Annotated in this window: 27 protein-coding genes; 18 read left to right on the top strand and 9 right to left on the bottom strand. The window is 35.9% G+C overall.

The window, feature by feature from the left end:
- Positions 1-2 precede the first annotated feature (2 nt).
- The 13 genes from PFY10_05610 (at position 3) to PFY10_05550 (ending at position 9,285) form a co-directional block, all read left to right on the top strand.
- Positions 3-434 carry a VOC family protein gene (locus tag PFY10_05610; GenBank protein WBV57916.1) on the top strand — a complete coding sequence of 144 codons (432 nt, stop codon included), beginning with the start codon at positions 3-5 and terminating at the stop codon, positions 432-434.
- A 77-nt stretch (positions 435-511) separates the two neighbouring features.
- Positions 512-925 (top strand): SRPBCC family protein, encoded by a 414-nt coding sequence (locus tag PFY10_05605; GenBank protein WBV57915.1) that lies wholly within the window; start codon positions 512-514, stop codon positions 923-925.
- Positions 926-957: 32 nt separating this feature from the next.
- A complete protein-coding gene (locus PFY10_05600; protein WBV57914.1) occupies positions 958-1,203 on the top strand; it encodes a hypothetical protein in 246 nt (81 codons plus the stop codon).
- Positions 1,204-1,421: 218 nt separating this feature from the next.
- The gene (locus tag PFY10_05595; protein WBV57913.1) at positions 1,422-2,279 is read left to right on the top strand and encodes a VOC family protein; all 858 of its coding nucleotides are present in this window, start codon (positions 1,422-1,424) and stop codon (positions 2,277-2,279) included.
- A gap of 46 nt (positions 2,280-2,325) precedes the next feature.
- Positions 2,326-3,159 carry an SDR family oxidoreductase gene (locus tag PFY10_05590; GenBank protein WBV57912.1) on the top strand — a complete coding sequence of 278 codons (834 nt, stop codon included), beginning with the start codon at positions 2,326-2,328 and terminating at the stop codon, positions 3,157-3,159.
- A gap of 46 nt (positions 3,160-3,205) precedes the next feature.
- Positions 3,206-3,634, top strand: a complete 429-nt coding sequence (locus PFY10_05585; protein ID WBV57911.1) for an SRPBCC domain-containing protein — start codon at positions 3,206-3,208, stop codon at positions 3,632-3,634.
- A 35-nt stretch (positions 3,635-3,669) separates the two neighbouring features.
- Positions 3,670-4,110, top strand: a complete 441-nt coding sequence (locus PFY10_05580; GenBank protein ID WBV57910.1) for an SRPBCC domain-containing protein — start codon at positions 3,670-3,672, stop codon at positions 4,108-4,110.
- 110 nt (positions 4,111-4,220) lie between these two features.
- On the top strand, positions 4,221-4,679 hold the full coding sequence (locus PFY10_05575; protein WBV57909.1) for a hypothetical protein: 459 nt from the start codon (positions 4,221-4,223) through the stop codon (positions 4,677-4,679).
- A 158-nt stretch (positions 4,680-4,837) separates the two neighbouring features.
- Positions 4,838-6,841: a S9 family peptidase gene (locus tag PFY10_05570; GenBank protein ID WBV57908.1), complete on the top strand. Its 2,004-nt coding sequence runs from the start codon at positions 4,838-4,840 to the stop codon at positions 6,839-6,841.
- A 236-nt stretch (positions 6,842-7,077) separates the two neighbouring features.
- Positions 7,078-7,632, top strand: coding sequence for a sigma-70 family RNA polymerase sigma factor (locus tag PFY10_05565; protein WBV57907.1), 555 nt, complete (start codon positions 7,078-7,080; stop codon positions 7,630-7,632).
- Positions 7,633-7,644: 12 nt separating this feature from the next.
- Positions 7,645-7,986: a hypothetical protein gene (locus PFY10_05560; GenBank protein ID WBV57906.1), complete on the top strand. Its 342-nt coding sequence runs from the start codon at positions 7,645-7,647 to the stop codon at positions 7,984-7,986.
- A gap of 91 nt (positions 7,987-8,077) precedes the next feature.
- A complete protein-coding gene (locus tag PFY10_05555; GenBank protein WBV57905.1) occupies positions 8,078-8,335 on the top strand; it encodes a hypothetical protein in 258 nt (85 codons plus the stop codon).
- Positions 8,336-8,637: 302 nt separating this feature from the next.
- Positions 8,638-9,285: a DnaJ domain-containing protein gene (locus PFY10_05550; protein WBV57904.1), complete on the top strand. Its 648-nt coding sequence runs from the start codon at positions 8,638-8,640 to the stop codon at positions 9,283-9,285.
- Positions 9,286-9,553: 268 nt separating this feature from the next.
- Here the strand turns inward: PFY10_05550 and PFY10_05545 are convergent, their stop codons facing one another.
- Positions 9,554-10,747, bottom strand: coding sequence for a DcaP family trimeric outer membrane transporter (locus tag PFY10_05545; protein ID WBV57903.1), 1,194 nt, complete (start codon positions 10,745-10,747; stop codon positions 9,554-9,556).
- 431 nt (positions 10,748-11,178) lie between these two features.
- Here PFY10_05545 and gcvP point away from each other — a divergent pair, with 431 nt between their 5' ends.
- Positions 11,179-14,037, top strand: a complete 2,859-nt coding sequence (gene gcvP, locus PFY10_05540; GenBank protein ID WBV57902.1) for an aminomethyl-transferring glycine dehydrogenase — start codon at positions 11,179-11,181, stop codon at positions 14,035-14,037.
- 425 nt (positions 14,038-14,462) lie between these two features.
- Here the strand turns inward: gcvP and PFY10_05535 are convergent, their stop codons facing one another.
- Together PFY10_05535 and PFY10_05530 are read right to left on the bottom strand one after the other, a co-directional pair.
- Positions 14,463-15,185, bottom strand: a complete 723-nt coding sequence (locus PFY10_05535) for an ATP-binding protein (GenBank protein WBV57901.1) — start codon at positions 15,183-15,185, stop codon at positions 14,463-14,465.
- A gap of 71 nt (positions 15,186-15,256) precedes the next feature.
- On the bottom strand, positions 15,257-15,763 hold the full coding sequence (locus PFY10_05530; GenBank protein WBV57900.1) for a MepB family protein: 507 nt from the start codon (positions 15,761-15,763) through the stop codon (positions 15,257-15,259).
- A 664-nt stretch (positions 15,764-16,427) separates the two neighbouring features.
- On the opposite strand from PFY10_05530, the gene PFY10_05525 reads away from it, so the two are divergent.
- Positions 16,428-16,763, top strand: a complete 336-nt coding sequence (locus PFY10_05525; protein WBV57899.1) for an SMR family transporter — start codon at positions 16,428-16,430, stop codon at positions 16,761-16,763.
- 145 nt (positions 16,764-16,908) lie between these two features.
- Here the strand turns inward: PFY10_05525 and PFY10_05520 are convergent, their stop codons facing one another.
- The 3 genes from PFY10_05520 to PFY10_05510 all read right to left on the bottom strand — a co-directional run bounded on the left by PFY10_05520 (position 16,909) and on the right by PFY10_05510 (position 19,333).
- The gene (locus tag PFY10_05520) at positions 16,909-17,520 is read right to left on the bottom strand and encodes a DapH/DapD/GlmU-related protein (GenBank protein WBV57898.1); all 612 of its coding nucleotides are present in this window, start codon (positions 17,518-17,520) and stop codon (positions 16,909-16,911) included.
- Positions 17,521-17,641: 121 nt separating this feature from the next.
- Positions 17,642-18,274, bottom strand: a complete 633-nt coding sequence (locus PFY10_05515) for a glycosyltransferase (GenBank protein WBV57897.1) — start codon at positions 18,272-18,274, stop codon at positions 17,642-17,644.
- A gap of 324 nt (positions 18,275-18,598) precedes the next feature.
- On the bottom strand, positions 18,599-19,333 hold the full coding sequence (locus PFY10_05510) for an endonuclease (protein WBV57896.1): 735 nt from the start codon (positions 19,331-19,333) through the stop codon (positions 18,599-18,601).
- A gap of 70 nt (positions 19,334-19,403) precedes the next feature.
- Between PFY10_05510 and PFY10_05505 the strand changes: the two genes are divergently transcribed.
- Together PFY10_05505 and PFY10_05500 are read left to right on the top strand one after the other, a co-directional pair.
- Positions 19,404-20,759, top strand: coding sequence for a deoxyguanosinetriphosphate triphosphohydrolase (locus PFY10_05505; GenBank protein WBV58923.1), 1,356 nt, complete (start codon positions 19,404-19,406; stop codon positions 20,757-20,759).
- A gap of 77 nt (positions 20,760-20,836) precedes the next feature.
- Positions 20,837-21,769, top strand: a complete 933-nt coding sequence (locus tag PFY10_05500) for an SPFH domain-containing protein (protein ID WBV57895.1) — start codon at positions 20,837-20,839, stop codon at positions 21,767-21,769.
- Positions 21,770-21,816: 47 nt separating this feature from the next.
- Here PFY10_05500 and PFY10_05495 read toward each other — a convergent pair whose 3' ends face one another.
- A complete protein-coding gene (locus tag PFY10_05495) occupies positions 21,817-22,164 on the bottom strand; it encodes a DUF4377 domain-containing protein (protein ID WBV57894.1) in 348 nt (115 codons plus the stop codon).
- Positions 22,165-22,314: 150 nt separating this feature from the next.
- On the opposite strand from PFY10_05495, the gene PFY10_05490 reads away from it, so the two are divergent.
- On the top strand, positions 22,315-24,336 hold the full coding sequence (locus PFY10_05490; protein WBV57893.1) for a hypothetical protein: 2,022 nt from the start codon (positions 22,315-22,317) through the stop codon (positions 24,334-24,336).
- 104 nt (positions 24,337-24,440) lie between these two features.
- On the opposite strand, the gene PFY10_05485 is transcribed toward PFY10_05490, so the two are convergent.
- Both PFY10_05485 and PFY10_05480 read right to left on the bottom strand, forming a co-directional pair.
- Positions 24,441-24,755, bottom strand: coding sequence for a DUF962 domain-containing protein (locus tag PFY10_05485; protein WBV57892.1), 315 nt, complete (start codon positions 24,753-24,755; stop codon positions 24,441-24,443).
- Between the two features lie 274 nt (positions 24,756-25,029).
- Positions 25,030-26,712, bottom strand: a complete 1,683-nt coding sequence (locus PFY10_05480) for an amino acid permease (GenBank protein WBV57891.1) — start codon at positions 26,710-26,712, stop codon at positions 25,030-25,032.
- Positions 26,713-26,789: the final 77 nt, after the last annotated feature.

Below are 26,789 nucleotides of genomic sequence, written 5' to 3'. Positions count from 1 at the left end.
TCATGGCAAAATTAAATCCGTACCTTAATTTTAACGGTACAGCAGAAGAAGCTTTCAATTTTTATAAATCAGTTTTCGGGGGAGAGTTCAGAGGAGAAGTTCATAAGATGGGCAACGCTCCGGGAACGGAAAACCTTTCTGATGAAGAAAAAAACAGAGTAATGCATATTGCGTTACCTATCGGTGACGACCTTTTAATGGCATCAGATATTGTTCCCGGATTCGGACAAACACTTACCGTAGGAAACAACAATTATGTTTCCATATTTCCTGAATCAAGGGAAGAGGCAGACCGTCTTTTTAAAGGTTTGTCTGAAGGCGGAAATATAGAAATGCCTATAGAAGACCAGTTTTGGGGAGATTATTTTGGAAGCTTCCAGGATAAATATGGTGTTCATTGGATGGTGAACTATAATGATGAATCGGCAAAATAATCCTATATTTAACTTCATTATCTAAGGGCAGCTGTAAGTTGGTTGCCCTGTTTTACAACAATCACAAAAATATAACTATGGAACCCATTAAAATAGACATTACCATTTTAGCTCCAGTTGAAAAAGTTTGGGATTATTTTAATACTCCCAACCATATTACAAAATGGAACTTTGCTCATGAAAGCTGGCAATGCCCAAGTTCTGAAAATGATCTGAGGGTAGGAGGCAAGTTCAAAAACAGAATGGAAGCCAAAGATAAAAGTTTCGGATTCGATTTTGAAGGTACTTATGATGTGGTTATTCCGAATCAGAGGATCAAGTATCATTTGGAAGATGGCAGAAATGTGGAAGTGATCTTTGACAGTATTGATGCCAATACAACAAAGGTTACCGAAATTTTTGATCCTGAAAAACAAAATTCTGTGGAAATGCAAAGGGATGGCTGGTATGCGATCCTCGATAATTTCCATAAATATGTTGAAAATCATTAAATTTCTTAACAATCATGATCAATTTAGTCATAATGGCAAAATGTTTAAGTTCCATTTGTGCTGTTAATCATGTTGTTCCCGGAACTTTTCTGCAAGGCGTTCTTTCCATGCCTGCAAGACGTGCCTTAGAAAAAGAGAAAATTGATTCCCTGGAAAAATTATCAGATTATTCTGAGGAGGAAATCCTGCAGCTTCATGGGTTTGGAAAGAACACTTTAAAAAAGCTTAAGATTTATATGCACGAGCATCAGATTTACTTTAAAGAGTTTAAAGAATAATAGCTTGTCAGTTCTTTCGCATGCGGTTCATATTTTCAATCTGAATAAGGAATGAACTTTTTTATAAAGGTATATTTTCATTAGACTATAACGTCATCGATATGCAGTTGGCTGTTAAAAGTGATATCGAAATAAGGAATTGGTTTTAGTTCGGTAAGAGAACAGCATATCCGTTACTACAAAATAAAACAATATCAATCACCCTAAAAAAATTAATTATGAATAACGATATTTTTCCGTGCCTTTGGTGCGACGGAGAGGCTAAAGAGGCTGCAGAATTTTACAGCAAAGTATTTAATGGACGAATTACAGCAGATACACCAGTTGTAATGAATGTAGAATTATTCGGGCAAAAGTTGATGCTGCTTAACGGTGGCCCTCAATTTGAAAAAAATCCTTCCATCTCTTTCATGGTAATCTGCGAAACAGAAGATGAAGTACAAAGATATTGGGATCATCTTATTGATGGTGGTTCTGCTTTAATGGCACTGGATTCTTATCCATGGAGTAAAAAATTCGGATGGTTGAGTGACCGTTATGGGGTGAACTGGCAATTGCTTTTCGGCGAAAAGGATGGTGATCAGAAGGTGGTGCCGACATTAATGTTCATGCATGATAATAATGGTAAAGCAATGGAAGCAATGGAATTTTATACCCATACTTTTCCCAATTCAAACATTGTAAATGTCATGAAATATAAAGATGGGGGTGAATCCAATGAAAATCCCGAAAACGTACAACATGCCAGCTTTAAAATAGACGGATACAGCTTGTACTGTATGGACTCTTCTTATGATCATAAGTTTGATTTCAATGAAGGGGTTTCTATGGTGATTATGACCGACGACCAACAGGAGACAGATCATTTATGGAACACCTTGATTTCAGGAGGTGGAAGAGAAAGTATGTGTGGATGGTTAAAAGATAAATACGGTGTTAGCTGGCAAATAGTACCCAAAAGACTGATCGAATTAATGAATGATTCCGATCAGGGTAAAGCTCAAAAAGTAGTGCAGGCCATGATGCGAATGCAGAAAATTATTATAGAAGATTTAGAAGTGGCTTATAAATCATAAAGTGTTTTCGGCTTATTGTTTGATGCTGTTTATAAAAGATCGGCATATGAAAACACAGAACAAATCACAATCCAAATCTAAAGTACCCAAAGAGGGCATGTTTCCCGAGATCATTCGTGAAAACTATTTGGGAAGTAAAAAACTTCTGAATAAGAAAGCCGTGATTTCGGGTGGAGATAGCGGAATAGGACAAGCGGTAGCGGTGCATTTTGCAAGAGAAGGAGCGGATGTAATCATTATTTACAAAGAAAGTGATAAAGATGCCCGCGAAACTTTAAAGCTGGTAGAAAAAGAGGGACGGTCATGTATTTTACTCAAGGGCGATGTTTCCAAAAAAACTTTCAGAACTAAATGTCTTGAAAAGGTAAAAAAAGAGTGGAAGACCCTTGATATTCTCGTCAATAATGCCGGAATACAATTTCCTAAAGATGATATTGAGAAAATATCCGACCAGCAGATTCTTGAGACCTTTAATGTGAATATTATTTCAATGATTGCTTTGACCAGGGATTTTCTATCAGTCATGGAAAGCGGAGCAAGAATTATTTGTACCACGTCCGTCACTGCTTACCGTGGAAGTGATCACCTGATTGATTATTCTGCAACAAAAGGAGCTATTGCAACATTTGTAAGGTCATTGGCAACCAATCTTGCAGACCGGAAAATTTTGGTTAATGGAGTTGCTCCGGGACCCATCTGGACACCGCTGGTAAAAGAAACGTTTGATGGCCTTTCTACATTCGGTAAAGATAATCCCCTGAAAAGGGCTGGACAGCCTTCTGAAGTTGCACCGGCTTATGTTTTTCTGGCTTCTGAAGATTCAAGTTTTATTACCGGAGAAATCATTCATATCAACGGAGGGGATTTTGTAGGAGGTTAATGAATGCTGTCAATTTTAGAATAATCACTTAAATATTATATATAACATGGAAAAATTATCGTATGAAATACAAATCAATGCTACTCCTGAAAAAATATGGAGTGTACTTTGGGGTGAGATAACCTACAGACAATGGACAGCAGTTTTTGCTGAGGGATCATTTTATCAGGGAAATCTTGAAGAAGGAAGCATTGTAAAGTTCCTCGATCCCAATAATAATGGAATGTTTAGTAAGGTGGAAAAAAATGTACCTAATAAAGAAATACGGTTTCTTCACCTTGGAGAAATTGTTGCCGGAGTTGAAGCTCCTCAGGAATGGGGGGAGGCAACAGAGTCCTATTTCCTGAAAGAGACCGATGAAGGAACATCTTTAAAATGTGAAATTCAGACTCCTGAAGAATTTAAAGGGTTTTTTGAAGAGAAATTTCCTAAAGCATTGGAGATTATAAAAAATCTTTCTCAGAATCAGCTGTAATTTTATGATCTACTAAAATCACCTAAAAATATAATATGGAAACTTTATCATACGAAATCGTTATTAATGCTCCCTTACAAAAGGTCTGGGATATTTTATGGGGAAAAGAAACCTACACTGAATGGACTCAGTTTTTCAGTCCGGGATCTCACATGAAATCTGACTGGAAAGTCGGTGGAAAAACGTATTTCCTGGATCCTAATAATGAGGGAATGGTATCTACTATTGATAGTCTCAATGAGCCGCATGAGGTTATATTTAAACATCTGGGCATGGTGAAAGATGGAGTGGAAGATACAGAGAGTAAGGAAGTAAAAGAATGGAGTGGCTCCTTTGAAAAATACATCCTTATTGATTTTGATGGAAAAACCAAACTCCATGCTGAAGTCCAGGTTGAGAAAAGCTGGAAAGACCATTTAAATATGGGTTTTACAAAAGGACTGGAAGTTGTAAAAAATCTTGCAGAGAAAAATTAATTATGAATTAAATAGTTTCCCCAAACAGGTAGGATGAATATAGAGGATTTTTGTTTTATTTTTATGTAACTATACAGAAATAAATTTTGAATCTGTAGTACCTTAAAAAAATGAAACTATTATCTATTCTTTTCGTTACGTTTATTATAGCTTTGGTCGGGACAAAGCTGCTTCAGGGACAATGGAACTTTCTTTTTTCCGGAAATCTGGGAATGGCTGTTTTTATCCTGTTTACCGGCTTTGCTCATTTCAAATTCCAAAAGGGAATGGCAATGATGATTCCTGATTTTATACCTGCTAAAATGTTTTGGGTATACGCTACGGGAATTATTGAAATTGCTGCCGGCATCGGTTTGATGATACCAGCGTTACGAGAAACTACGGCAATTTTGCTGATTATATTTTATGTATTGGTTTTTATTGCCAATATTAATTCCTCAAGAAAAAAAGTTAATCTTTTCAAAGGGGATTATACGGGGCCGGGAATGTCTTATTTATACAAAGAAAGGCTTCCCATGCAGATCATACTGATTGCCTGGACATGGTATTTTGGAATTTATTTAAATTAAAAATATATTGTAATTATAAAAAATAACGGAGATAAGTCAGTCTTCGTTATTTTTTTTCACATAAAAGAGAGAAAAAATGTAACATTTGCGTTATATAAACGTCTAATTTATAGAGCATCTTTTTTTGCTAATGTTTTTAATTCAAATCAATCCAAGTCATGAAACTGAAAACCAAAATTATAATAACCGTTCAGGTTGCGATGTCTACAATTATGATCAATGCACAAAACACAACTGCCAAATTACCGGGTGATGCCACCCTGCCAACTGCCAAAGCGAACCTTGATAAGCTTATCTCCTATGATAAAGGAACATTTAAGTACAAAGTAGAGGATTATTTTGCAAGGCCAAAAGCGTCACAATTTAAAATTTCTCCCAATGGCAATTTTCTATCCTATAAAGAAAAAGACAAGGATAGCAAGAATCATGTTTATGTAAAGAACTTAAAAACAGGAAAAGTTACGAAAGCTATTGAGGAGAAGGAAGATCTGATCAAGAGCTATGGATGGCTGAATAAAAACCGACTGTTCTTTACCCAGGATAAAGGAGGAAATGAAAATATTCATTTGTATGCTGCAGATCTTGATGGAGGTAATCTGAAAGACCTTACCCCTTTTGAAGGAGTAACACTAGGTATGGTTAAATTAATAAAAGATACGGATTTCGTGGTAGTTACCATGAATAAAAACAACAAACAGATCTTTGAACCCTATAAGATTAATTTCGTGACAGGAGATATGGTTCAGCTGTATGAAAATAAAGATCCTAAGAACCCTATAGATGATTATATCTTTGATAAAGAAGGTAATTTAAGAGGCTATACAATCCTGGTTAACGGTTTGACTACCCATACTTATTATAAGGACACACAGACCGGCAAGTTTAATCTGATCAAGAAAACCGACTGGTCCGATACTTTTACTATTATTGGATTTAACGACCATTCAGAAAATAAAGATGATGCTTATGTTGTTTCTAACCTGGATAGTGATAAGGCAAAAATCGTATTGTATGACCTGAAAAAAAATTCCGTAATAAAAGAAGTTTATTCTAACCCTGTTTTTGATGTAAGCTCAATAAGCATTGCAGGTAAGAACAGGAATTATGAGCTGGATTACATCAGCTATACCGGAGATAAAAATGAAACGATTCCCGTGAGTGCATTTTATAAAGATGTTCATGCTCAATTGACATCAGAATTTGGAGATAAACAGTTTTATGTCGTTTCCTCAGATGATAATGATAACAAACTTTTGGTTATTGTGAGCAGTGATAAATTGTACGGGACCTATTATGAATATGATCCAAAAACGAAAAAGACAACCCTTCTTTATGATCTTATGCCTCAGCTGAAGCAGGAAGATATGGCTGAAATGCGTCCTATACAGTTTAAAAGCAGAGATGGACTGACGATTCACGGATATATAACACTGCCGAAAGCTGCCATAGAAGGAAAAAAGGTTCCTTTAATTGTGAATCCTCATGGAGGTCCGCAGGGAATCCGTGATGAATGGGGCTTCAATCCTGAAACACAGCTTTTCGCGAGCCGCGGGTATGCTACTTTACAGGTTAATTTTAGGATTTCGGGTGGTTATGGAAAAGGATTTCAGAAAGCAGGCTATAAGCAAATCGGCAGAAAAGCAATGGATGATGTAGAAGATGGAGTAAAATATATCATAGAGCAGGGATGGGCAGATAAAGATAAGATAGCCATCTATGGAGGAAGCCACGGAGGATACGCTACTTTGATGGGATTGATAAAAACACCCGACCTGTATACCTGCGGAGTGGATTATGTTGGAGTTTCAAACATCTTTACATTCTTTGACTCATTTCCGGAGTATTGGAAGCCATATAAAGAAATGGTAAAACAGATATGGTATGATCTGGACAATCCGGAGGAAGCAAAAATTGCAAAAGAAGTATCTCCCGTTTTTCAGATTGATAGAATTAAAAAGCCTCTTTTTGTAGTTCAGGGAGCGAATGATCCAAGAGTAAATATCAATGAATCTGATCAGATCGTGAAAGCACTTCGTGCAAAAGGATATGAAATTCCTTACCTGGTAAAATATGATGAAGGACATGGCTTTGGAAAAGAACCCAACAGATTGGAACTATACAAGTATATGCTGGGATTTTTTGCCGAGAATTTTAATAAATAATTACAACATAGATAAACTTTTATAAGAGGACGGAGTATATTTTAGCTCCGTCCTTTTCTTTTGCTCAGGATAAAAAGTATAGAAGTGTAAAATGAACCATGTTTATTAAGATCTATGAGTCAAAATATGATTAGCAAAAGAAAAGTGAATATTTGATAAAAAATATTTTAAATTTATTAAAGTAAAACAAAACAGATGATCGTCATGTGAGTATGGAGGTTGTCGAAAAAATAACAATGCCACAGAAAGAGAAAGAAAGTATCATCTCACAAACCGTTTCGAGCTACGGAGGAAAACTGATGTCTTTCATTCGTCCGAAAGTGAAAAATACAGAAGATGCAGAAGATATTCTGCAGGAAGTCTGGTATCAGTTCAGCAGTATTACCAATCTGTCTGAGATTGTAAACGTTGGTGGATGGCTGTACAGGGTGACTGCCAATAAAATTACCGACCGTTACCGTAAAAAGAAAACCGAGAATCTTGAAGATTTTGTATACGAAGATGAAGATGGCGACTTCTCCATCAAGGATATTCTATTGATGGATGAAAGTGCCGGTCCGGAAGTGAAAATGTTTCAGGATGAAATCTGGAAGAAATTATTCGAAGCTTTAGAAGAGCTTCCGGAGAAACAAAGATTGGTATATACGGAAAACGAGCTGAATGACAAGACCCTCCAGCAAATCGCGGATGAACAAGGGGAAAATATAAAAACCATCATCAGCAGAAAGAACTATGCAGTAAAGCATTTAAGAAACAGATTAAGAAAATTATACGAAGATTTAAATAGTTAGAAAGAAGATATTATGAATCATAAACACAAAAAAGGCTGGATTTTTTTAATTCTATGTCCACCATTAATTCTCTTAGCCGTTACATGGATTGTAATGTCGCTTTGGAACTGCCTTTTGCCTGAAATTTTAGGAGTAAAATCAATTAGCTACTGGCAGGCGATGGGGATACTGATATTAAGTAAAATTCTTTTCGGAGGTTTCCATTTCGGAAAAGGAATGCGGGACTTTAAAGAAAGAAAGATGAGAGAAAGAATGCAACATTTGTCTCCCGAAGAACGTGAAAAATTTAAAGAAGTCTGGAGAAGCAAATGCGAAAACGGATTCTTTAACAGACATAACAGAAATAACGAATAGTTTGAAATTTTTAAAGAAGTAGTAAAGTAAAATTAAAATTCATTCGTCTCTATAAAAAACAAGAAGTAGTAAAATTTAAAATTTTGAAAAAATGAAAAATTCAGTATTAAAAGGTGCTCTTGGAGCATTAGCTGTAGTAGGCGTAGTATTAGCAGTCAAAAAAATGGCAGAAAGAAAAAGATTTATCAGAGGTATTTTTGATGAATACGGAATCAAAGAAAGATCACCTTTCGGGCTTGCAGATAAAATCAGAGAAATGAATAATGAGCAGTATGAGGAATTAAAAGGAAAATTCAAAAAAGAATTTAAATCCAGATGCCACAGAAGACATGAAGCAGCGAAAGCTTAATCATCATTACTCAATTGAAATTGTTTAATTACGGCGCGGGAAGCAAAGCTTCCCGCGCCGTAATTTTTTAATGAAATTTTGAATATACGGATTGGCAAAGCAGGAGATTTCGTCTCTGCAGATTGGAAGATAACAGAAGTCTTTTATTTTCCATCATCTTTTAAACCAACCTGAGCTTTGAGACGTGCCCAGAGTATCTTGAAAGTGAGGACAAAGAAATAATTCCTTAGTTTACAATGACAAAAATCGTATATGTTTAAGGGCATTTAGAAAAATAAATTCTTACTTTTGTAGGGTTCTACATGAAAGATTACTACTATTTTCTCGGTATTTCTCAGGATGCTTCAGAAGAAGACATCAAAAAGGCTTATAGAAAATTATCATTAAAATATCATCCGGATAAGAATGAAAATGATGATTTTTTTGCAGACCGGTTCCGTGAAATTCAGGAAGCCTACGAAACGCTCAGCGATTCTTCAAGAAGACGGGCCTATGATCAGAATTTGGAGAGTCATCAGAAGAGTTTCAGGTATAATGTTCCACCGGCGATTAAAACGTTTACCTCTAATAAAATTCATGCTAAAAAAGGAGAAGAGATCATTATCAACTGGCAAACAAGTAATGCTGATGTGGTAAAGGTTCTTCCGTTTGGACTGGAAAAGGCTTATGGGGAAAGGACATTTAAGATTACGGAATTTAAAGATGGTAAATTCCAGCTTTTGCTGCATGCAACCAATTCATTATTACACAAAACGGTGGTGCAGGGAATTACGATTACGGAAGTGTTTGAAAGTAACACGGAGAAATTTAGAAGTGGCGCCGAAGATCTGTTTAAGAGTCAGCCACGGACAGCCGTGAATCCTAAGGGACAGCCGAAAGTTATTCAGATTATTGTGGCGGTTATACTTTTGGTTTTAGCCGTTTATTTTCTGATAAAAAGTTTTAGCTAGATTAAGCCATTTTTTTCCTTCCCGGACACTTTTTACATCTTTTTCCTTTTTTGAATTTCTTGCAACAGGATTTTTTTTCGCAATACATATCTTCATTATTAAAAGAATATACAGGGCTTAAGGGCGGTACTTTAAAAGGGGTAATCATATTCATGTTGCAAATATATTAATTTAGAATAAATATAATTAATAAATTTTCATAAATAATTTCATCACTGAAAATCAGTTTGTTGAAATCTTTATGATTACCCCTTTTTAACAGTGTTTTTTAAAAAGATAGAGAAGATGAAAGCTGGATCCGGAATATATTTGCTTTTTGCCGGCCAAAGTTTTTCAGCATTCCGTAAGTTCCTTCGATACCCATTCTTAGTTTCTTACGCGGTTGAAAGGCCAGGTTAATTCCTGAATTCTGGAAATTATGGATCATCGTATCCGGAACAAAATCCTTCCTTCCCAATTGAGAGAAGCTGTAATAAATGACCGAGCTCAGTTTTGGATTCCACCAATGTTCATAGATGCCTACAATATTGAATAAATTCAAAGCTACCAGCCTGTTGTTGGCCATATCAGGGATCGCATCATATTTTTCACCGTTTAAAACTACATTATAGCTGGAATATCCTTTTCCGTATGAAGACTGGAATCTGAAATTATTTAATGTCCCACTATAAAGCCGGGCAGAAACCATTCCGCTATATCCGAGAATTGTATTGGCATCCGTGTGCTTTTGTTCATCATTTTTTATTTCATAGCTTATGGGGGAAACCATTGTTCCCAGCTTACAGTAGTCTCTTGTATTGCCATATCTGTATACGGCTGTGAAGATGGGAAGGATAGATTTCTTCTTCCAGTTCGGAGCATTATTAGGAAGAAATATGCTCGCCGCATCAGGATCTTCCAGAGAAAGGGAAAGACTTTCTTTTTTCGATAAAGGTGTTGAATAGCGGATCTGAACCGTTCTGATGAACATGGTTCCGTTAGGCCCTACAAAATCAAAAATATTGGGGAAAATATCAAAATCACTGAAGTTACTCCAGGTTTGTCCGATCAATAATTTCTTCCATTTGATATACCCCTGGCGAAACCTTGGGGCAGTAGTTCCGTTGGGACCCAGGAAATCGATTTCTGTGTAAGCCGACAGATCCGAATTTCCATTTTCATCCATCTGTTTTATTCCAAAGCCTATTTGCGATTGTTTAATGCTGAAGTTACTGTTTACCGAATTGTTTTGGGGTATTGCTATAGAAGGAGCTATGAATCCGTCTTTAAATCCCATTTCCTGAAAATCGAGCATGGCATCGGTTTGAATAAAGCCTTTTACGTAGGCAGACCATGTATCACCCGAATTTTCAGGAGATGACCCTCCTGACTGCCGGGTTATTATTTTTACCTGGCCTTTTACGTTGAATAGGGATATAAAGATAAATGAGACCATCAGCCTTTTGTGTTTTTTTTTCGTCATTGTGTTGTGTTTTTGATTTTTTAATTGTGTAGTTTATGTATTCATAGGAGCTGAATGATATTGATTAGTGCAGGGCTTATTTCCTTATCGGACTTGTATTTCTAAATTTTCGGATGAAACTACAAAATTATTTTCTGTGGGTATTTATTGATAATTTTAGTCCTTGTAAAAATGAAAAGTATAAATATTCTATGAAAAGGAGTTTTACCCATTAAGTATTCCGTATTTTATTAGAATTATGAAATAAAAATTAAAAAAATGGCGTGAAATTTTTCTTGTATTTTTTGTATTCGTGCCCTTGTTTTTTTAAACACACGTTTATGGAATAATAGTAATTATCAATATCTGTCAGTAATTTTTGACTATTGTAGAATCCCTTAAAAAATTGTAATTTTACCCATCTTTTTTACAAACAAAATCTAATAAAAAAAATGAATACAGAACAGTTTGTGAGCCGTCACATTTCTATTAATGAAGCCGATAAGCAGGCGATGTTAGAAAGAGTCGGCGTTTCAAGTATCGAAGAGTTAATTTCTCAAACCATCCCTTCTTCTATCCGTTTAGAAAAAGACCTTGATATTTCCGAACCGCTTTCAGAATATCAGATGCTTATTCATTCAAAAGAATTGGCCTCAAAAAATACTGATTATACAAGTTATATCGGTTTTGGATATCACAATACGCTTTTACCATCGGCTATTCAAAGAAATATTTTTGAAAACCCAAGCTGGTATACAGCTTACACACCTTACCAGGCGGAAATCGCTCAGGGGAGATTGGAAGCTCTTTTGAATTTCCAGACTGTTGTCCGTGATCTTACAGGTTTTGCTTTGGCAAATGCTTCATTGCTGGATGAATCTACTGCTGCTGCAGAAGCAATGCATATGTTCTTTAATAACAGAACAAAGGACCAGAAAAAAGTCGATGCAAATAAGTTTTTTGTTTCTGATCTTGTTTTGCCTCAAACGGTTTCCGTTTTAAAGACAAAGGCAGAAGGACTTGGTATAGAAATCGTAGAAGGTGACCATAAAACCCACCAGTTAGATGGATCTTATTATGGAGTTCTATTGCAATATCCTGGTAAAAACGGGATTGTTCTGGATTATACAGAGGACATTGTAGAATACAAGAAATTAGACCTTCAGGTTGCTGTGGCTTGTGATCCAATGGCTTTGGTTAAGTTGAAATCACCGGCTTCAATGGGAGCTGACTGTGCCGTAGGGACTACTCAGAGATTTGGTATTCCATTAGGCTACGGAGGACCTCACGCAGCATTCTTCTCTTGTAAAGAAGATTATAAAAGAGATATTCCGGGAAGAATCATCGGAGTTTCTCAGGATATGTATGGAAAGCGTGCCTTAAGAATGGCTTTACAGACCAGAGAACAGCATATTAAGAGAGAAAGAGCAACTTCCAATATCTGTACAGCTCAGGTACTTTTAGCAGTAATGGCTGGAATGTATGCCGTATATCATGGTCCTAAAGGATTGAATTATATCGCTGACCAGATTCATTTTAAAGCCAATGCTTTGAAAGGAGGTTTAAAAGCTTTAGGGTATCAGACTGTTGAGGAACCTATCTTTGATACGGTAAAAATTGAGATGAGTGAAGATGAAAAAGGAAGATTGTCAAGAATGATGCTTGACCATAAGCTTAATCTGAACTATTTCACAGAAGGAGTTGTAAGTATTGCTATCAATGAAAGTACAACATTGGAAAAATTGAATATTCTGATGGCTTCTTTCGCACAGTTCAAAGATAAGCAGACGTTCAAACTTGAGATAAAAGAAGGATACAGTATTCCTGAAGAGAATTTGAGAAAAGATGAGATTCTTACGGAAGAAGTATTCAATAAATATCATACAGAAACAGAGTTGATGCGTTACATCAAACGTCTGGAAAGAAAAGATTTATCATTAACGCATTCAATGATTTCATTGGGTTCTTGTACAATGAAACTGAATGCTGCAACTGAAATGCTTCCGCTTTCGTGGGATAACTGGGGAAGTATTCACCCATTTGTACCGGTAGATCAGGCAGGAGGGTATCAGGAAATGATCCGTGAATTAGAAAAAGATCTGGCTAAAATTACCGGTTTTGCAGGAACTTCGCTTCAGCCAAATTCTGGTGCGCAGGGAGAATATGCAGGATTGATGGTCATCAGAGAATATCATATTTCAAGAGGAGAAGGTCATAGAAATGTAGTATTGATCCCTCAGTCTGCACACGGAACAAATCCGGCCTCTGCGGCAATGGCGGGAATGAAGATCGTAGTAGTTAAAAACCTTGAAAGCGGGGAGATTGATTTCGACGATTTAAAAGCTAAAACAGAACAGCATTCTGAAAACCTGTCATGTGTAATGATTACATATCCGTCTACATACGGATTCTTTGATGCCAACATTATTGAAATTACCAATCTTATCCACCAGCATGGCGGACAAGTATATATGGATGGTGCCAATATGAACGCTCAGGTAGGATATACAAGTCCTGGAAACATCGGAGCGGATGTATGCCACTTGAATCTTCACAAAACTTTTGCTATTCCACATGGAGGTGGAGGACCTGGAGTAGGACCAATCTGTGTTGCAAAACATTTGGTGCCTTTCTTGCCTACCAATGCCAACATTAAAGTGGGAACTAAAGAAGCTATTGAAGGAATCTCTGCAGCTCCTTACGGTTCAGGATTGATCCTTAATATTTCATATGCATACATTAAGATGCTTGGAGCTTCAGGATTGAAAAAAGCTACTGAGCATGCTATTCTGAATGCCAACTATCTGAAAGAGATTTTAGCAGAGCATTTCCCTATTTTATATTCAAACAAAAATGGAAAAGTAGCTCACGAATGTATCGTAGATTTCCGTCAGTTTAAAACTTTGGGAATTGAGGTGGCTGACGTAGCTAAAAGATTAATGGATTATGGTTTCCATGCTCCTACCGTATCTTTCCCTGTTGCAGGAACATTGATGATTGAGCCTACTGAATCTGAAAGTAAGTCTGAAATTGACCGTTTTGCAGAAGCTTTAATTGCTATCAAAAAAGAAATTGATGAGATTGCCAACGGAGAAGCTGATCCGGCAAATAACGTGTTGAAAAACGCTCCGCACACAGAACAGCTTGTTATCTCTGATTCATGGGATAAACCATATAGCAGAGAGAAAGCAGCTTATCCTCTTGACTGGGTAAGAGATCATAAGTTCTTTGCTTCTGTTTCAAGAGTGGATGAAGCTTATGGAGATAGAAATCTGGTTTGTACTTGTGAGCCTATTGAAGCTTATATGTAATAGAAAGTTCTAACCAATAAATATAAAACCCACTCATCTTTTGAGTGGGTTTTTGTTTACATTTTCTAATGTTTCCTTCTTGTTGATGTATACGCTATCAGAAGCGCTATCGCCATAATGCTAAATGTGATAATTGAGGTTATTTCAATTGCATTTTGGCTTTCATTACCGTGGTAACTATTATTACCTTTTTCACAGGAAAATAGGAATAATGCTGCTATTAATAAGCAAATAGAGGGTAGTTTTTTTATCATGTGTATATATGTTTGGTTATTAGTGGATTATCATCAATAAATATGCCGAATGTATGTGAATTATTATAGAGTTATATGTTTTGAATAATATATAATTCAAAACTATAGCTGTACAGTGGTTTTACAGATATCAAAAAAATAGAGGCGATAAAAAATTGATATGATGAGTCTTTATATTTTGGCGGATTCTCTCTGTGCTTCCAGCTTTTTAATAAGGTTTCCTTTAACAATAGTAAATGCATAATCTTTAGCTTCGGCAAAGGAAATGTTGTATTGGCGCTTAATATCCTTAATATCCTCTGGAAACCGTGCTAAGAGGCTGTCATAAAATTGATCTAAAAATTCTTTGGAAGGCATTTCGTAATTGATTTTCAATTGGAAACGTCGCAATAATGCGGTGTCAATAATTTCCGGATGGTTGGTTGCACAAAGCAATAAAGAATTTTCCGGGTAATAATCAATAAGCTGGAGTAGGGTATTAACAAGTCTTCTCATTTCCCCTACATCCTTATCATCACTACCTCTGGCTTTTCCGATCTGATCAAGTTCATCCAGAAAAAGAACCGACCTTTCGCGACCTGCTTTATCAAAGATCATTTTTATGTTCTGCGAAGTTTCTCCTATCCTGGAGGATACAATGTTACTGAGATTGAGCACAATGATATTTTTACCCAATGCATTAGCAATAGCTTTTGCTGTCATTGTCTTTCCGCACCCTGAACTTCCCTGCAGTAAAATTTTATTATTAACAGGAAGTCCATATTCCTGGAGTTCTTTGATGTATGTATGTTCTTTAATCAGCTGTACAAACTGTTCCCTATTGGAGGTTTCAAGAAATACATCATTAAGGGTAACTTCTTCTTTGTCTTGAATAATAAGGTTGTACAGATTCATGCCTTTGAATAATTTAAAGATGGGTTTTACCAAAATATACTGAAGTGCAAAGATAAATATTTCAAAGTGTATTAAGCGTGATGTGAAACAGATAAAATTTCCCGGATTCTTTCCATATGGTCAGTTTCTGAGAAGTCAATGAAAAATTTTTCCTGCCAGCTTTTTGTTTTTGCAGCCTGTTTGTTGACCGGGATGTCCCAGTTCGGATATATTCTGAATCCGCGTTTTCCTTCTTTGGCGGAGGATGTTATTATATGTTGTCTTGCAAGAATTTGTTTTGGAAAAAAGAAAAAACCGGCCTTGTCTTGGAGTTCTGTGTAAATCATGTAAAAATCAAAAGGATCGGAAATGGTAAAAGGTCCGGTTTGTTGGGTCTGTTGATTTCTTTTCCACAGCGTAACAAACTGGCCTCTTTTTATCGGAGTTATCTTAGCCTTTCTGAATTTGATATGATATTGATTAAGTCGGAAGTTATACCCTAGGTATTCTTCGCTTTCTAAATCGGGGTGTAAATGTGAAATTGTTAGATTCAGTTGAGTGAAAACTGATTTCTCTATAAAGGTAAGTTCTTGAATCATTGGGTTTATGTTTGGGGCTCTTTTACTCTTACTGAGTAAAAGAGCGGCGATCTGACAGAATCAGATGGCAAACATAAACAATACAATTAATAAATAGTGTAAAACTGAATGCAGTATAACTCTTTTATTAATTTCTTTCTCTTCTAACTGTTGTAAAATAAGAAGCGAATACTACTATACATGTTGCGATAAAAGCGTAGGTTACCATTTTTGTTTTTTTTAAATTTTAATTATACTTTCTTTGCTAATTTTCTAATTGCAATATTACAGCTTTCAAATGACATGCCAAATAGAATAATTGTGATGTTTATCAGGTATTTAGGTGTTAGCTTGGTGTTGTTTTTGTGATTATTTGTTTACATTAATTTAATATATTTTTGAAAAAATATGTGTATTATTATTATGTTATTCGTAAAAATTATTAATTTGATAAAAGATTTCCGTTCTGTATTTAAAGATTGATAAAAGGAATGCAGTGCATATTATCGGAAAATCGAAAAAGAGATAAGCCACTTTAAAGTGATAAATTAAAAATTAAATATTAATAAAATTTATTTTTCAAACTGTATAGAAAATAGATCATTACGAAGATTTAATAATGGACAAAAATTGAACTGAATTAAGACTGTCACTTTTGCTATTTTTGTGACTAAAAGATTTTTTAATGGGACGCAGTTATCTCTTTCTTATCCTTGCCATTGTTTTTGAAATTATTGCCACAACGTTTTTAAAGAAATCCGAGGAGTTTTCGAAGCTTATACCCTCCATTGTTACTATTGCAGGATATTCGGTGGCTTTTTATTTTCTAAGTCTTACACTTCGTCATGTCCCGATAGGAATTACGTATGCGATCTGGTCAGGTGTTGGAATTATATGCATTACCATCATTGGAATGGTAGCATTTAAGCAAGTTCCTGATTTGCCTGCTATTATTGGTATTGCCTTGATCGTAATAGGAGTAATTGTGATTAACCTTTTTTCTAAAATGGGGGCACACTAGCAGAATGGGTTACTGTTAAGTCATAGGTATTTCAATAAACCATTTACATAGGGTTATGTAATTTCGCTTTTGCAGATTATAAAGTTTCTTTTATTTGCAATGATTTGGGTAGTGAAAGAAAGACTAAGAAGAAAAGAATTAATTTTTACTGATCAGCCTTTACCTGTTCGATAAGTTCCAGCCTTCTGACAATACTCTCTTTAGGTAATATAGTTCCAGGAGATAATACGGCATTCGCTCCGATCCGTGAATCATCACCTACGAGAGAGCCCAACTTATAAGTCTGGGTTCTGATGATCTCATTATTAAAAAGAACCGAAATCTCTTTATCTTTTCTTTCATTATAATGATTTGCACAGATGGAACCTGCTTCAAAATTAATCCGGTTTCCGATAATGCTGTTTCCTATATAATTAAAATGAGCAATGGCAGTATCATTATATATGATGCTTTGTTTGATTTCACATCCGGGACCGATTTTGGAATTTTTTCCTACAAAAACAGGACCTCTGAGATATGCATTGGCTCCAACAAAAGAGTTTTCTCCGATGATGATCCTGTCTTTGAAAATAACATTTTGCTCTATTGTAGCCGTTTTGTGAATAGCAATATTACCCGAAATTTCATATTCATCAGTCAGTTGATTGAATTTTTCTGCCAGAAGATCATCCAGATGGTTGATAACTTCCCAGGGAAAAAGATGGGTGTTGGCGGTGAAATCAAAAAACTCATCAATAAAATCGTTGATATTAATCATAGGAAACTCTTGTATTTAACCGTTATTGGCGGATCACAAAATTAAAATTTATGTTTGTGATTTTAAAATATTTCCAATGAAATGATCACTAATTTTTTGTGAAATAGAATGCCGTTAATAATTAAATGATAAATTCCATCAAAGTATGGATGACAAGAAGCAATGTTACCTGATTTTGTTTAATGATATCCTGGGTTGTTTGTTTTAGCTTCCAGTGTTCTGCTTTTTTTTCATACAGGAAGAATTTTCCCAGCTTATATTTGAATTGTAGATAACCTCTGAACTCAATTCCAGGAAATAATCTATAGGAGATATTTGAATTTTCTTTCAAACTCTGGCTGATTGCTTCGCTATAAACCGTTGGGCCAGTAGTAGCATGGATATTGTGGGGATATCGGTGGGTTTCGATATTGTCCAGCATAAGGTCCAGAGTCTTTTTTAGGAAAGGGTGATTTTTATTGAATATCAGTGCCCATTGAACAAACAAGCCATCATGTCTTTCTCTGCTTATTACAGCATCATCATCATCTTTAATGAGATCCCTTAAAGGTCTTGTGATGGCACTGTCTACATCAAGATAGATTCCTCCTTTTTTATATAAAACAGCATATCTGAAAAAATCAGCTTTTGCCGCGCCAATGGTTAGCTTATTGTAATTTTCAATATACTGGGGAGGAAATTCCTCCGTGATGAATTTTTGGATATCGTTATCATCATAGAAATGATATTGGTATTCCGGATTTTTTCTCTTCATTCGCCAAATGTGCCATTGAGTAATTAAAGGTAATTTTTTAGACTTGAATGTTTGAAAAATCTGTTTTGGAATGGACATAATTAAATAATTAACAAGTTTTGATAATGCACAATAGTTCACCTGACCACCATTATTTTGGCGGCAATTCAATATTTAATGTGAAAAAATTTGCTGTGTTGGGAGTTGGATAATGATTTACCAACTAAGTTAAATGAGATGCACTAAAATTTTAATTATTTATTTTAGGACTTCGCAAATGGAAAAGGCTTTTATTTGAAGACAGAATGTCGGTTTTGTTGTAGTTTCGAAATTAAAGTTTTGGGGTTAATACAGTTTTTGATCTTTTTCGCAATAGAAGCTACGCCTCTTACCTAGACCAGTTTGCTTTTTTATAAGTTTACGTCCACACTTCGGACAGGTGCTTTTGGTGTGAACCAGCCATTGCTTTTTCAGCACGAATTCCTTTTTCCATTGTAAAAATTCGAAACTGTAATTCCGGGCTTCATGAATAAGTTCTTTACGTTTTCTGGGAGGAAGGTTTCCGATAAGGCTTTCAGGCTGAACTCCGATTCTGAAAAGAACTTCGTTTTTGATAATATTCCCGACTCCTGAAAAAATATCCTGATTCATCAAAGCATCACAAACCATCATTTGTGGATTCGCTTTCAGTTTCTTTTCTGCTTTTTTAGGATCCCATTGGTCACTCATAACATCGGCTTCCCAATCTATGGTGGACAGGAATTCTGAATCCACCATTTTTACAGAACAGGTATAAAAATACATGCTTCCCGTTTTGAAGGCTAACGCTAAACGTAAGCTTTTGTCCGGCTTTGTTTGTTCGTTAATTTCATAAGAACCGAACATCAACAAATGAATACGCACACTTACTGTATCAAAAACAAGATAGGTTTGCTTTCCGAAAGTTCTTATTTCAAGAAGAGTTTTTCCTACAAGTGGCTCTTTTTCAAATTGAGCATTTCCCCAGGCTTTGGTAACTTTTTTTCCTGTAAATCCCTGGAGATTCTCTTTCATAATGAGTATAGACGGACCTTCTGGCATAGCTTTAATTTTCTATAAAAATTCAAATAGTATTCCGTAAAAGTAAAATTTGAAGTAATTTTGAAAAATGATGAATTTAAATCAGATTTTCACCAATCAACGTACGGGAAATAATCCACATACTATAGCGTCCAGAACAGATTTTCAGAGGGATTTTGATAGAATTATCTTTTCGGCAGCCTTTAGGAGATTACAAAATAAAACACAGGTATTTCCACTTCCGGGAAGTGTCTTTGTTCATAACCGTCTCACCCACTCATTAGAAGTTTCATCAGTTGGAAGAAGTTTGGGGAGTATCATAGGAGAGTTTATTTCTGAAAGTTTCAGTCATGATCTTTCAGAAGAGTCTAAGAATTTTTATCTGCACAATTTAGGTAATGTAATAGCAGCAGCATGTTTATGTCATGATGTGGGAAATCCGGCATTCGGACATTCCGGAGAAGATGCTATTGCCAGCTACTTTGAAAGAAATGAAAAAGATCTGAAACCAAAATTTTCTGAAAAAGAATGGGCGGATCTGGTGAATTTTGAGGGAAATGCCAATGCGATCAGGGTTTTGGCTCATCAGCAGCAAGGCAAGGATGAAGGAGGAGTTCAGCTTACTCTAACTACCCTGGCAAGTATTGCCAAGTACCCTTGTGAGGCAATTGCAAGACAAAAAGGAATCATCCATCGGAAAAAATTCGGTTTTTTCCAGAATGAAAAGGAAACTTTTTTGGAAATCGCAGAAAAAACAAACCTGATCTGCGAAAGCAACGAGCCGCATATTTTTAAAAGACACCCTTTTGTATGGCTTGTGGAAGCTGCAGATGATATTTGCTATAACATTATTGATATGGAGGATGCCCATCGTCTGGGGATTGTCTCTACCTCGGATTGTGAAAACCTATTCTTTGAACTGATTAAATCTGAGAATCAGGATGTCAGAAGAGTAGAACAGAAGTTGGCTTCTATTTCGAATGACAATGAAAGGATCTCTTATCTGCGGGCAAAAGTTATTAATGCCCTGATCAATAAATCAATTGAAACCTATAAAGAGAACTTTGAAGATATTCTCCGTGGGAACCTGGATAAAGCATTGCTGGATATTTATAAATCCAATAACAAAACATTGCAGGATATCGAAAGCTTCTCGATCGAAAAGATATACAACCATAAAGCTGTTGTAGAAATTGAAAACGCAGGGTATAATGTTATGTACGAATTGTTGGATCATTTCATTCCTTCCGTTTTAAAATCAAAAGAAGAAAGAAAATCATATGATAAAATGGCTTTAAAACTTCTTCCTAACCAGTTTTTATATGATAGTGGAACAGAATACCAGAAGGTATTGGGAGTGATCGATTTTGTTTCGGGAATGACCGATAATTATGCCACTGATCTCTACCGAAAGATCAAAGGAATCGACATCGGCATGACCATGTAATTATAATTGATTTTTTGTTAAAAAAAAATATAACAAAACCGTATCTTATACGACCTATCAATTAAAATTATTATACTATGACATATTTAGGCATTATTGTTTTTATAGGGCTTGTAACCCTCTTTGCTTCTTTTTTTACAGTAAAACAGGAAACTGCAGCTATTGTAGAACGTTTAGGGAAGTTCCATTCTGTGCGCCATGCGGGTTTGCAGCTTAAAATACCATATTTAGACAGGATTTCTAAAAGAATGAATCTTAGAATTCAGCAGCTGGACGTTATGATCGATACCAAGACTTTGGATAATGTTTTCGTGAAAATGAAAATTTCCGTTCAGTTTCAGGTGATCAGGACACAGGTTGCCGACGCATTTTACCGTTTGGAAAGTCCCCACGACCAGATCACCTCATACGTTTTTGATGTGGTACGCGCTGAGGTTCCTAAGTTAAAGCTGGATGATGTTTTCTTAAAGAAAGATGATATTGCAATTGCTGTAAAAGCAGAGCTCCAGGAAGCAATGCAAAGCTACGGATATGATATTATCAAAGCTCTTGTAACGGATATTGATCCGGATGAACAGGTAAAACATGCTATGAACAGGATCAACGCGGCTGAAAGAGAAAAAACAGCTGCCGAATATGAGTCCGAAGCACAAAGAATCAGGATTGTAGCTGTTGCAAAAGCAGAAGCAGAATCAAAAAAATTACAGGGTCAGGGGATTGCTGATCAAAGGAGAGAAATAGCAAAAGGTCTTGAGGAATCTGTAAGAATGCTGAACAATGTGGATATCAATTCCCATGAAGCATCTGCTCTGATTGTAGTGACGCAGCATTATGATACACTCCATTCTGTGGGGGCTAGCAGCAGAAGTAATCTTGTATTGTTACCTAATTCTCCTACAGCAGCGAGTGGAATGCTGAATGATCTTGTTGTTGCTATGACTACAGCTAATACAGTGGGAGAGGCAACCAAGGGAAAATACCCGCAACCTCCAAAAGATCATGAACATTAGAATATAAGTCAACTATACAAAAATGCCTCCCTTTAAGGAGGCATTTTTTATTTTTTAGTTTTGGAAACTTGTTGGATCAGTGTGTACTTTATAGAAGATCCGTCTGCAGGAGGGTTCTCTATTTTTTCAGTCTTTACCTTCAAAACATATTCGTAACCCGGTTCATAGGTAAATCCTTCAATATTGCTATAAAAATTCGTCCAGCTTTCTGAAGCATTTTCTTTTACCTGAAGACATTTCATAGGTGCCACTCCCGTACAATCAGCAGTCTGAGGCCCAACAATGAAAGTCTTTTCATTTCCGTTGGAAACTTTTGCAGAAGTTGTACATTGTGTTAATACAGCCAAAGCTAATACAGGAAGCGCTCCTCTTACAATCGTCATCATATTTTTCATAAATCTAAATTTTAAAACTTACTGGCAATTATTGTGCCGAAAGAATGTATGCAACAGTCGTAGTTCTACTCTTGCTTTTTATGTATTTATTATTTAATTTCCGCTCTGTTAATTATTTTAACCAAAACATTTTAAATAGCAAATAATAATATGGATAATCAAATTCACATTGAAAATTACAAAATTCAAAAACCTGAGTCGTGGGCGGGAAGTGTAGACGATCAACAGCTTATTGAAAAGATAAGAGAATCGGATTTCTCTAATAAACAAATTAATGAAGGGCGGGATTATTGCTATTTTCTGGACAAGATTTATTACACGAGTAATGCGGAAAGCAATGAGTATGTATGCATGGCTTACACCCTTAACGAACCTTCCAATCTGGAGAGGGCTTCAGTAATGGATGTAGTGGTCGAAGAAAATGAAGTTTACCATATTCATAGAATCAGTGTATTACGAGAAGGTGTTTTGATCGATAAAATACCAGATACAAAAATTAAGGTTCTGGATAGTGAAAATCAAAGCAGCGGAGGCATCTTAAGCAGTAATAAGAAGATTAATATTACAATAAAAGATCTGAGGCTTTATGATATTCTGATCCTTGAAGATTCCAGGGTAAAGGCTTTTACCGATCGGGATTTTTTAAGGAAGGAATTTTCTAAATACGTATGGGTAAGCCCTGATAATTATTGGGCTTACGGAAGTTATCAGTTCACTTTTGTTAATGAACGTGAAGAGCCGGTTGCCTATAAAAAAGTATTTTTCAGAGATGAGCAGGGAAATGTTTTAAAACCTGAAACTCATCATCTGAAGAAAGGGGAGCGTTTTGTGATCCGGGAAGAAAATTACATCAATCCTGTAGATGCCAGCCGTGAGATTTTTCCTTTCATTGATTTTGCAACAGAAAGCAACTGGAAAGATCTTTCCAATTATATTGCTCCTATATATGAAGAGATCTATAATAAGTCCTCATTAAAAGATTTTGCTCCAAAACTTGTCGAAAAACTGGATGCAATTAGTAATCAGGATGAGAAACTTCAGTTTGCCATTGAATACGTTCAGAATAATATCTATTATATATTCAATGCTGATGAAATGAATGGTCACAAGCCTCAGGAACCGTCAGTAACTTACGAGAATAAACAAGGGGACTGTAAGGCGAAATGTGTTTTGCTGAAAGTTGTTTTGGATTATATTGGGGTCGATTCATCCGTTGTTTTGGTTAATTATCATACGGATTATTATATCAAATATTATTTGCCTTCGTTGCTTTCATTCAATCATGTGGTTGTGAAAATCAATTATAAAGGAGAGGAATATTTCATAGATGCTACAATCCGTGATGAGTTCGGGATGATTGAAAACAGGGGCTTTATTTATTTTATGCACTATCTGGAAGTGAAGCGAGATCAGGAATTACAGCAGAGAAAACCATTCCGCTATCCATACTATTGTATAGATGAAAAAGTAGAGTTCAATGCAGAAAATAAGACCGGAAAATTAAAACTAACAACGGTATACAAAGGCAACAGGGCTAACGCTATGAGAAGGTATTTTAAAAATACCAATAAAAGAGAAGTGATAGACAGCTGGAATAATTTCCTGTTTTACAGCCTGAATTATTCCAATGACAGAAACGGAATGGATGTAAGGAATATTTTTAAGGACGCTTTAATAGAAATTATAAGTGATGACAAAAAGCTGAACGAATTCAAGATCGAATATCAGGCAACTGTTGAAAACCCTTATTATGTAGATCCGCAAAACAACCGGTTTTTAATGTATTTTGACCGGAATGTAATCAAAGCCAGTGCCAGGGATTTCCTCCATAAAGATTTACCTTTCTGGCACAATTTTGATACGGAAAAATATGAGATCAATCTGTATACGGATCAGAAAATAGATACGGAGGAAAAATATACGGTTCAGGAGAGTACAATCAATAACCCATATTTTGACTATACAAGCCGTAAGAAGATCACCAAAAACGGAGCAACTGTTTTCATCGACTATAAGCCTTTGGTCAATCTTGAAATCCCGCAAGAAGAATTTGAAACATTCAGGGCTGCACATCATACAGTTGCTGATAGCAATTTCGGACTTGGAATTGATATTATCGAACCGGGACTGATTAACCAGCTGAAGTTTAGTTTTAAAAAGAGGTTTAAGTAGAGAGAGGTAATGGTTGAGAACTAAAAGTTTGAGTCAGCCCGGGTTTTGCGAAGCAAAACCCGGGCTGATTATTTATTATACGTGAGATAGTGCATGAAATGCGACTATTTTGTGATAAACTTTTGTTTCCCGATCAGAAGTTCGAAAAATAAGCGGAAATCTGAAATTAATGACCATATGGGATATTTGAAAGTTGCCGGTTTATTTCTTTCAATCAATGCGTGACTGAACCAGGCAAAACCATATCCAAAAATAGGAATGTACCATAAGAACCTTTCCTTTCCTGAACTGATAACGTAAGCAATAACTAAAAATACCAGAAGGGTGCCCAGAAAATGAAAAATACGGGTTCCGGTTTTACTGTGCTCGGTAAGATAAAACTGATAAAATTCTTTGTATGTTTTTATTCTTTCAGACATGGTATAATGGTTTTTAAGTTTCCAAAAATCTAAAGCAATAAGTTCGCCAATTTTGGTGAGAAATCAAATCACTGATTTATGAATGGTGAAACTGCCTGAAGGTGATTTAATTTTAAAATTTCACAATTGAAAATACAGGAATGCTGAATAGACTTCAGGTGTGATCAATCACTGGCATTTAAGAGCAAAATAAAAGGCAAAATTGCGAAATCGCAACTTTGCCTTGTAGTATTTTTTTGCGATTTGGCCATTGAGCCTTTTCGCTTATTTGTAATTAGTCTCTTGAAGATTCCTTTCCCAGCTTACTGTTTTTATATCCGTAGCAAAAATAGATCACTAAACCTATAGCGAACCATAATCCGAACCAGAACCAGTTTTCATGGCTCATTCCAGTAAGAAGGTAAAGACATGAGCTTAACCCTATCAAAGGAATTAAGGAGAAATTTTTAACAAAAGTAAAGAAACAAAGGATCAGATTAATAATAATGAACACAAAGATTGAAGCCCTGAATTCACCTTCTTTAGGATCATTCCAATCCATGAGGTTGTGGAAGAACTGAGGCTGCCACATATAAAAACCTACTAATCCACCAATAAATATTACGGGGAATATAATTTTCCCGTTAATATAAGGAAGGTGGAATCTGCCCTTGATCTTTTCCTTTGCCGGAAGCATTAAAACTCCTGCACAAACAAGAACGAATGCAAAAATGGTCCCTATACTGGTAAAATCAAGAATGAATGTCTTGTCCGTAAAGAGGATAGGAACTCCTACGGCAATACCTGTAACAATCGTTGCAAATGATGGTGTTTTGTATTTAGGATGTACCGTTTTGAATTTTTCAGGCATCAATCCGTCGCGGCTCATCGCATACCAGATTCTTGGTTGTCCCATCTGGAAAACGAGTAATACGGTAGTAATGGCAACGATAGCAACAAAGGAAACGACAAGTTCCATCCACGCTACATTGGCATTGGATTTTTCAAAGATGAACGAAAGAGGATCGCCGATACCATCAAATTTTCTGTAATCTACCATTCCCGTCAGGACTAATGTTAAAGCAATGTAGATCACTGTACAAAGAACCAGGGAAATGATCATTCCTTTCGGTAAAGTTTTTTGAGGATCTTTCGTTTCCTCAGACAGAACACTTAAGGCATCAAAACCAATGTAGGCAAAGAAAACTCCGGAAACAGCACTCATAACTCCTGCAAAGCCATTTGGCATAAAGGATGGAGTTTGTGTTTCAGGGCTTATCGGAGTCCAGTTATCGGTATTGATATAAGAAAATCCTACAAGAATCACTAAAACAATTACTGCCAGCTTTAAAATAACCAATGAATTATTGAAATTTTTACTTTCCTTTACTCCCACATAGCAGAGCCATGTTATAAGACCATTGATCACAAGGGCAGGAACATCAACGATGAACTTTAAGCTTCCTATTAATGGGGCAGATTTCCAGGCGTTGAGCAACTCCTTATTTTCTGAACCGTTGAGAAATGCTTTTTGGGCTTCCGTATAGCTGCAGGTAAGATAATCGGGAATATGCATACCCAGACGTCCCAGGAAACTTGTAAAATAATCGGACCATGAAAAAGCCACGTAGATATTTCCGAAAGAGTACTCCATGATCAATGCCCAACCAATGATCCATGCAATTAATTCTCCGAAACTTGCGTAAGCATATGTGTAAGCAGAACCTGCTGTAGGAATTCTGCTGGCAAATTCAGCGTAACAAAGCGCTGTAAAGCCACAAGCAAAACCACAAATTAAATATAAAAGAATAACTCCGGGGCCCCCTCTGAAAACAGCTTCGCCCAAACTGCTAAAACTCCCTGCTCCAATAATGGCTGCAATACCAAAAAAAACGATGTCCCAAACACCTAAAACTCTTAAAAGACTGGTAGATGTATCTGTTTCTGAATAGTTTTTCCTCCTGAAAAGTTGATTCATTCAATATTTATATTTGAAGTTGAAAAAAAACAAATGTAATGATAATTATAAAAGTATGTTAAAAAATAGCTAAATTT

The sequence above is a fragment of the Chryseobacterium daecheongense genome (genome assembly GCA_027920525.1).
GTDB classification, from domain to species: domain Bacteria; phylum Bacteroidota; class Bacteroidia; order Flavobacteriales; family Weeksellaceae; genus Chryseobacterium; species Chryseobacterium proteolyticum.
This window is presented reverse-complemented; position numbering and strand designations above follow the sequence as displayed.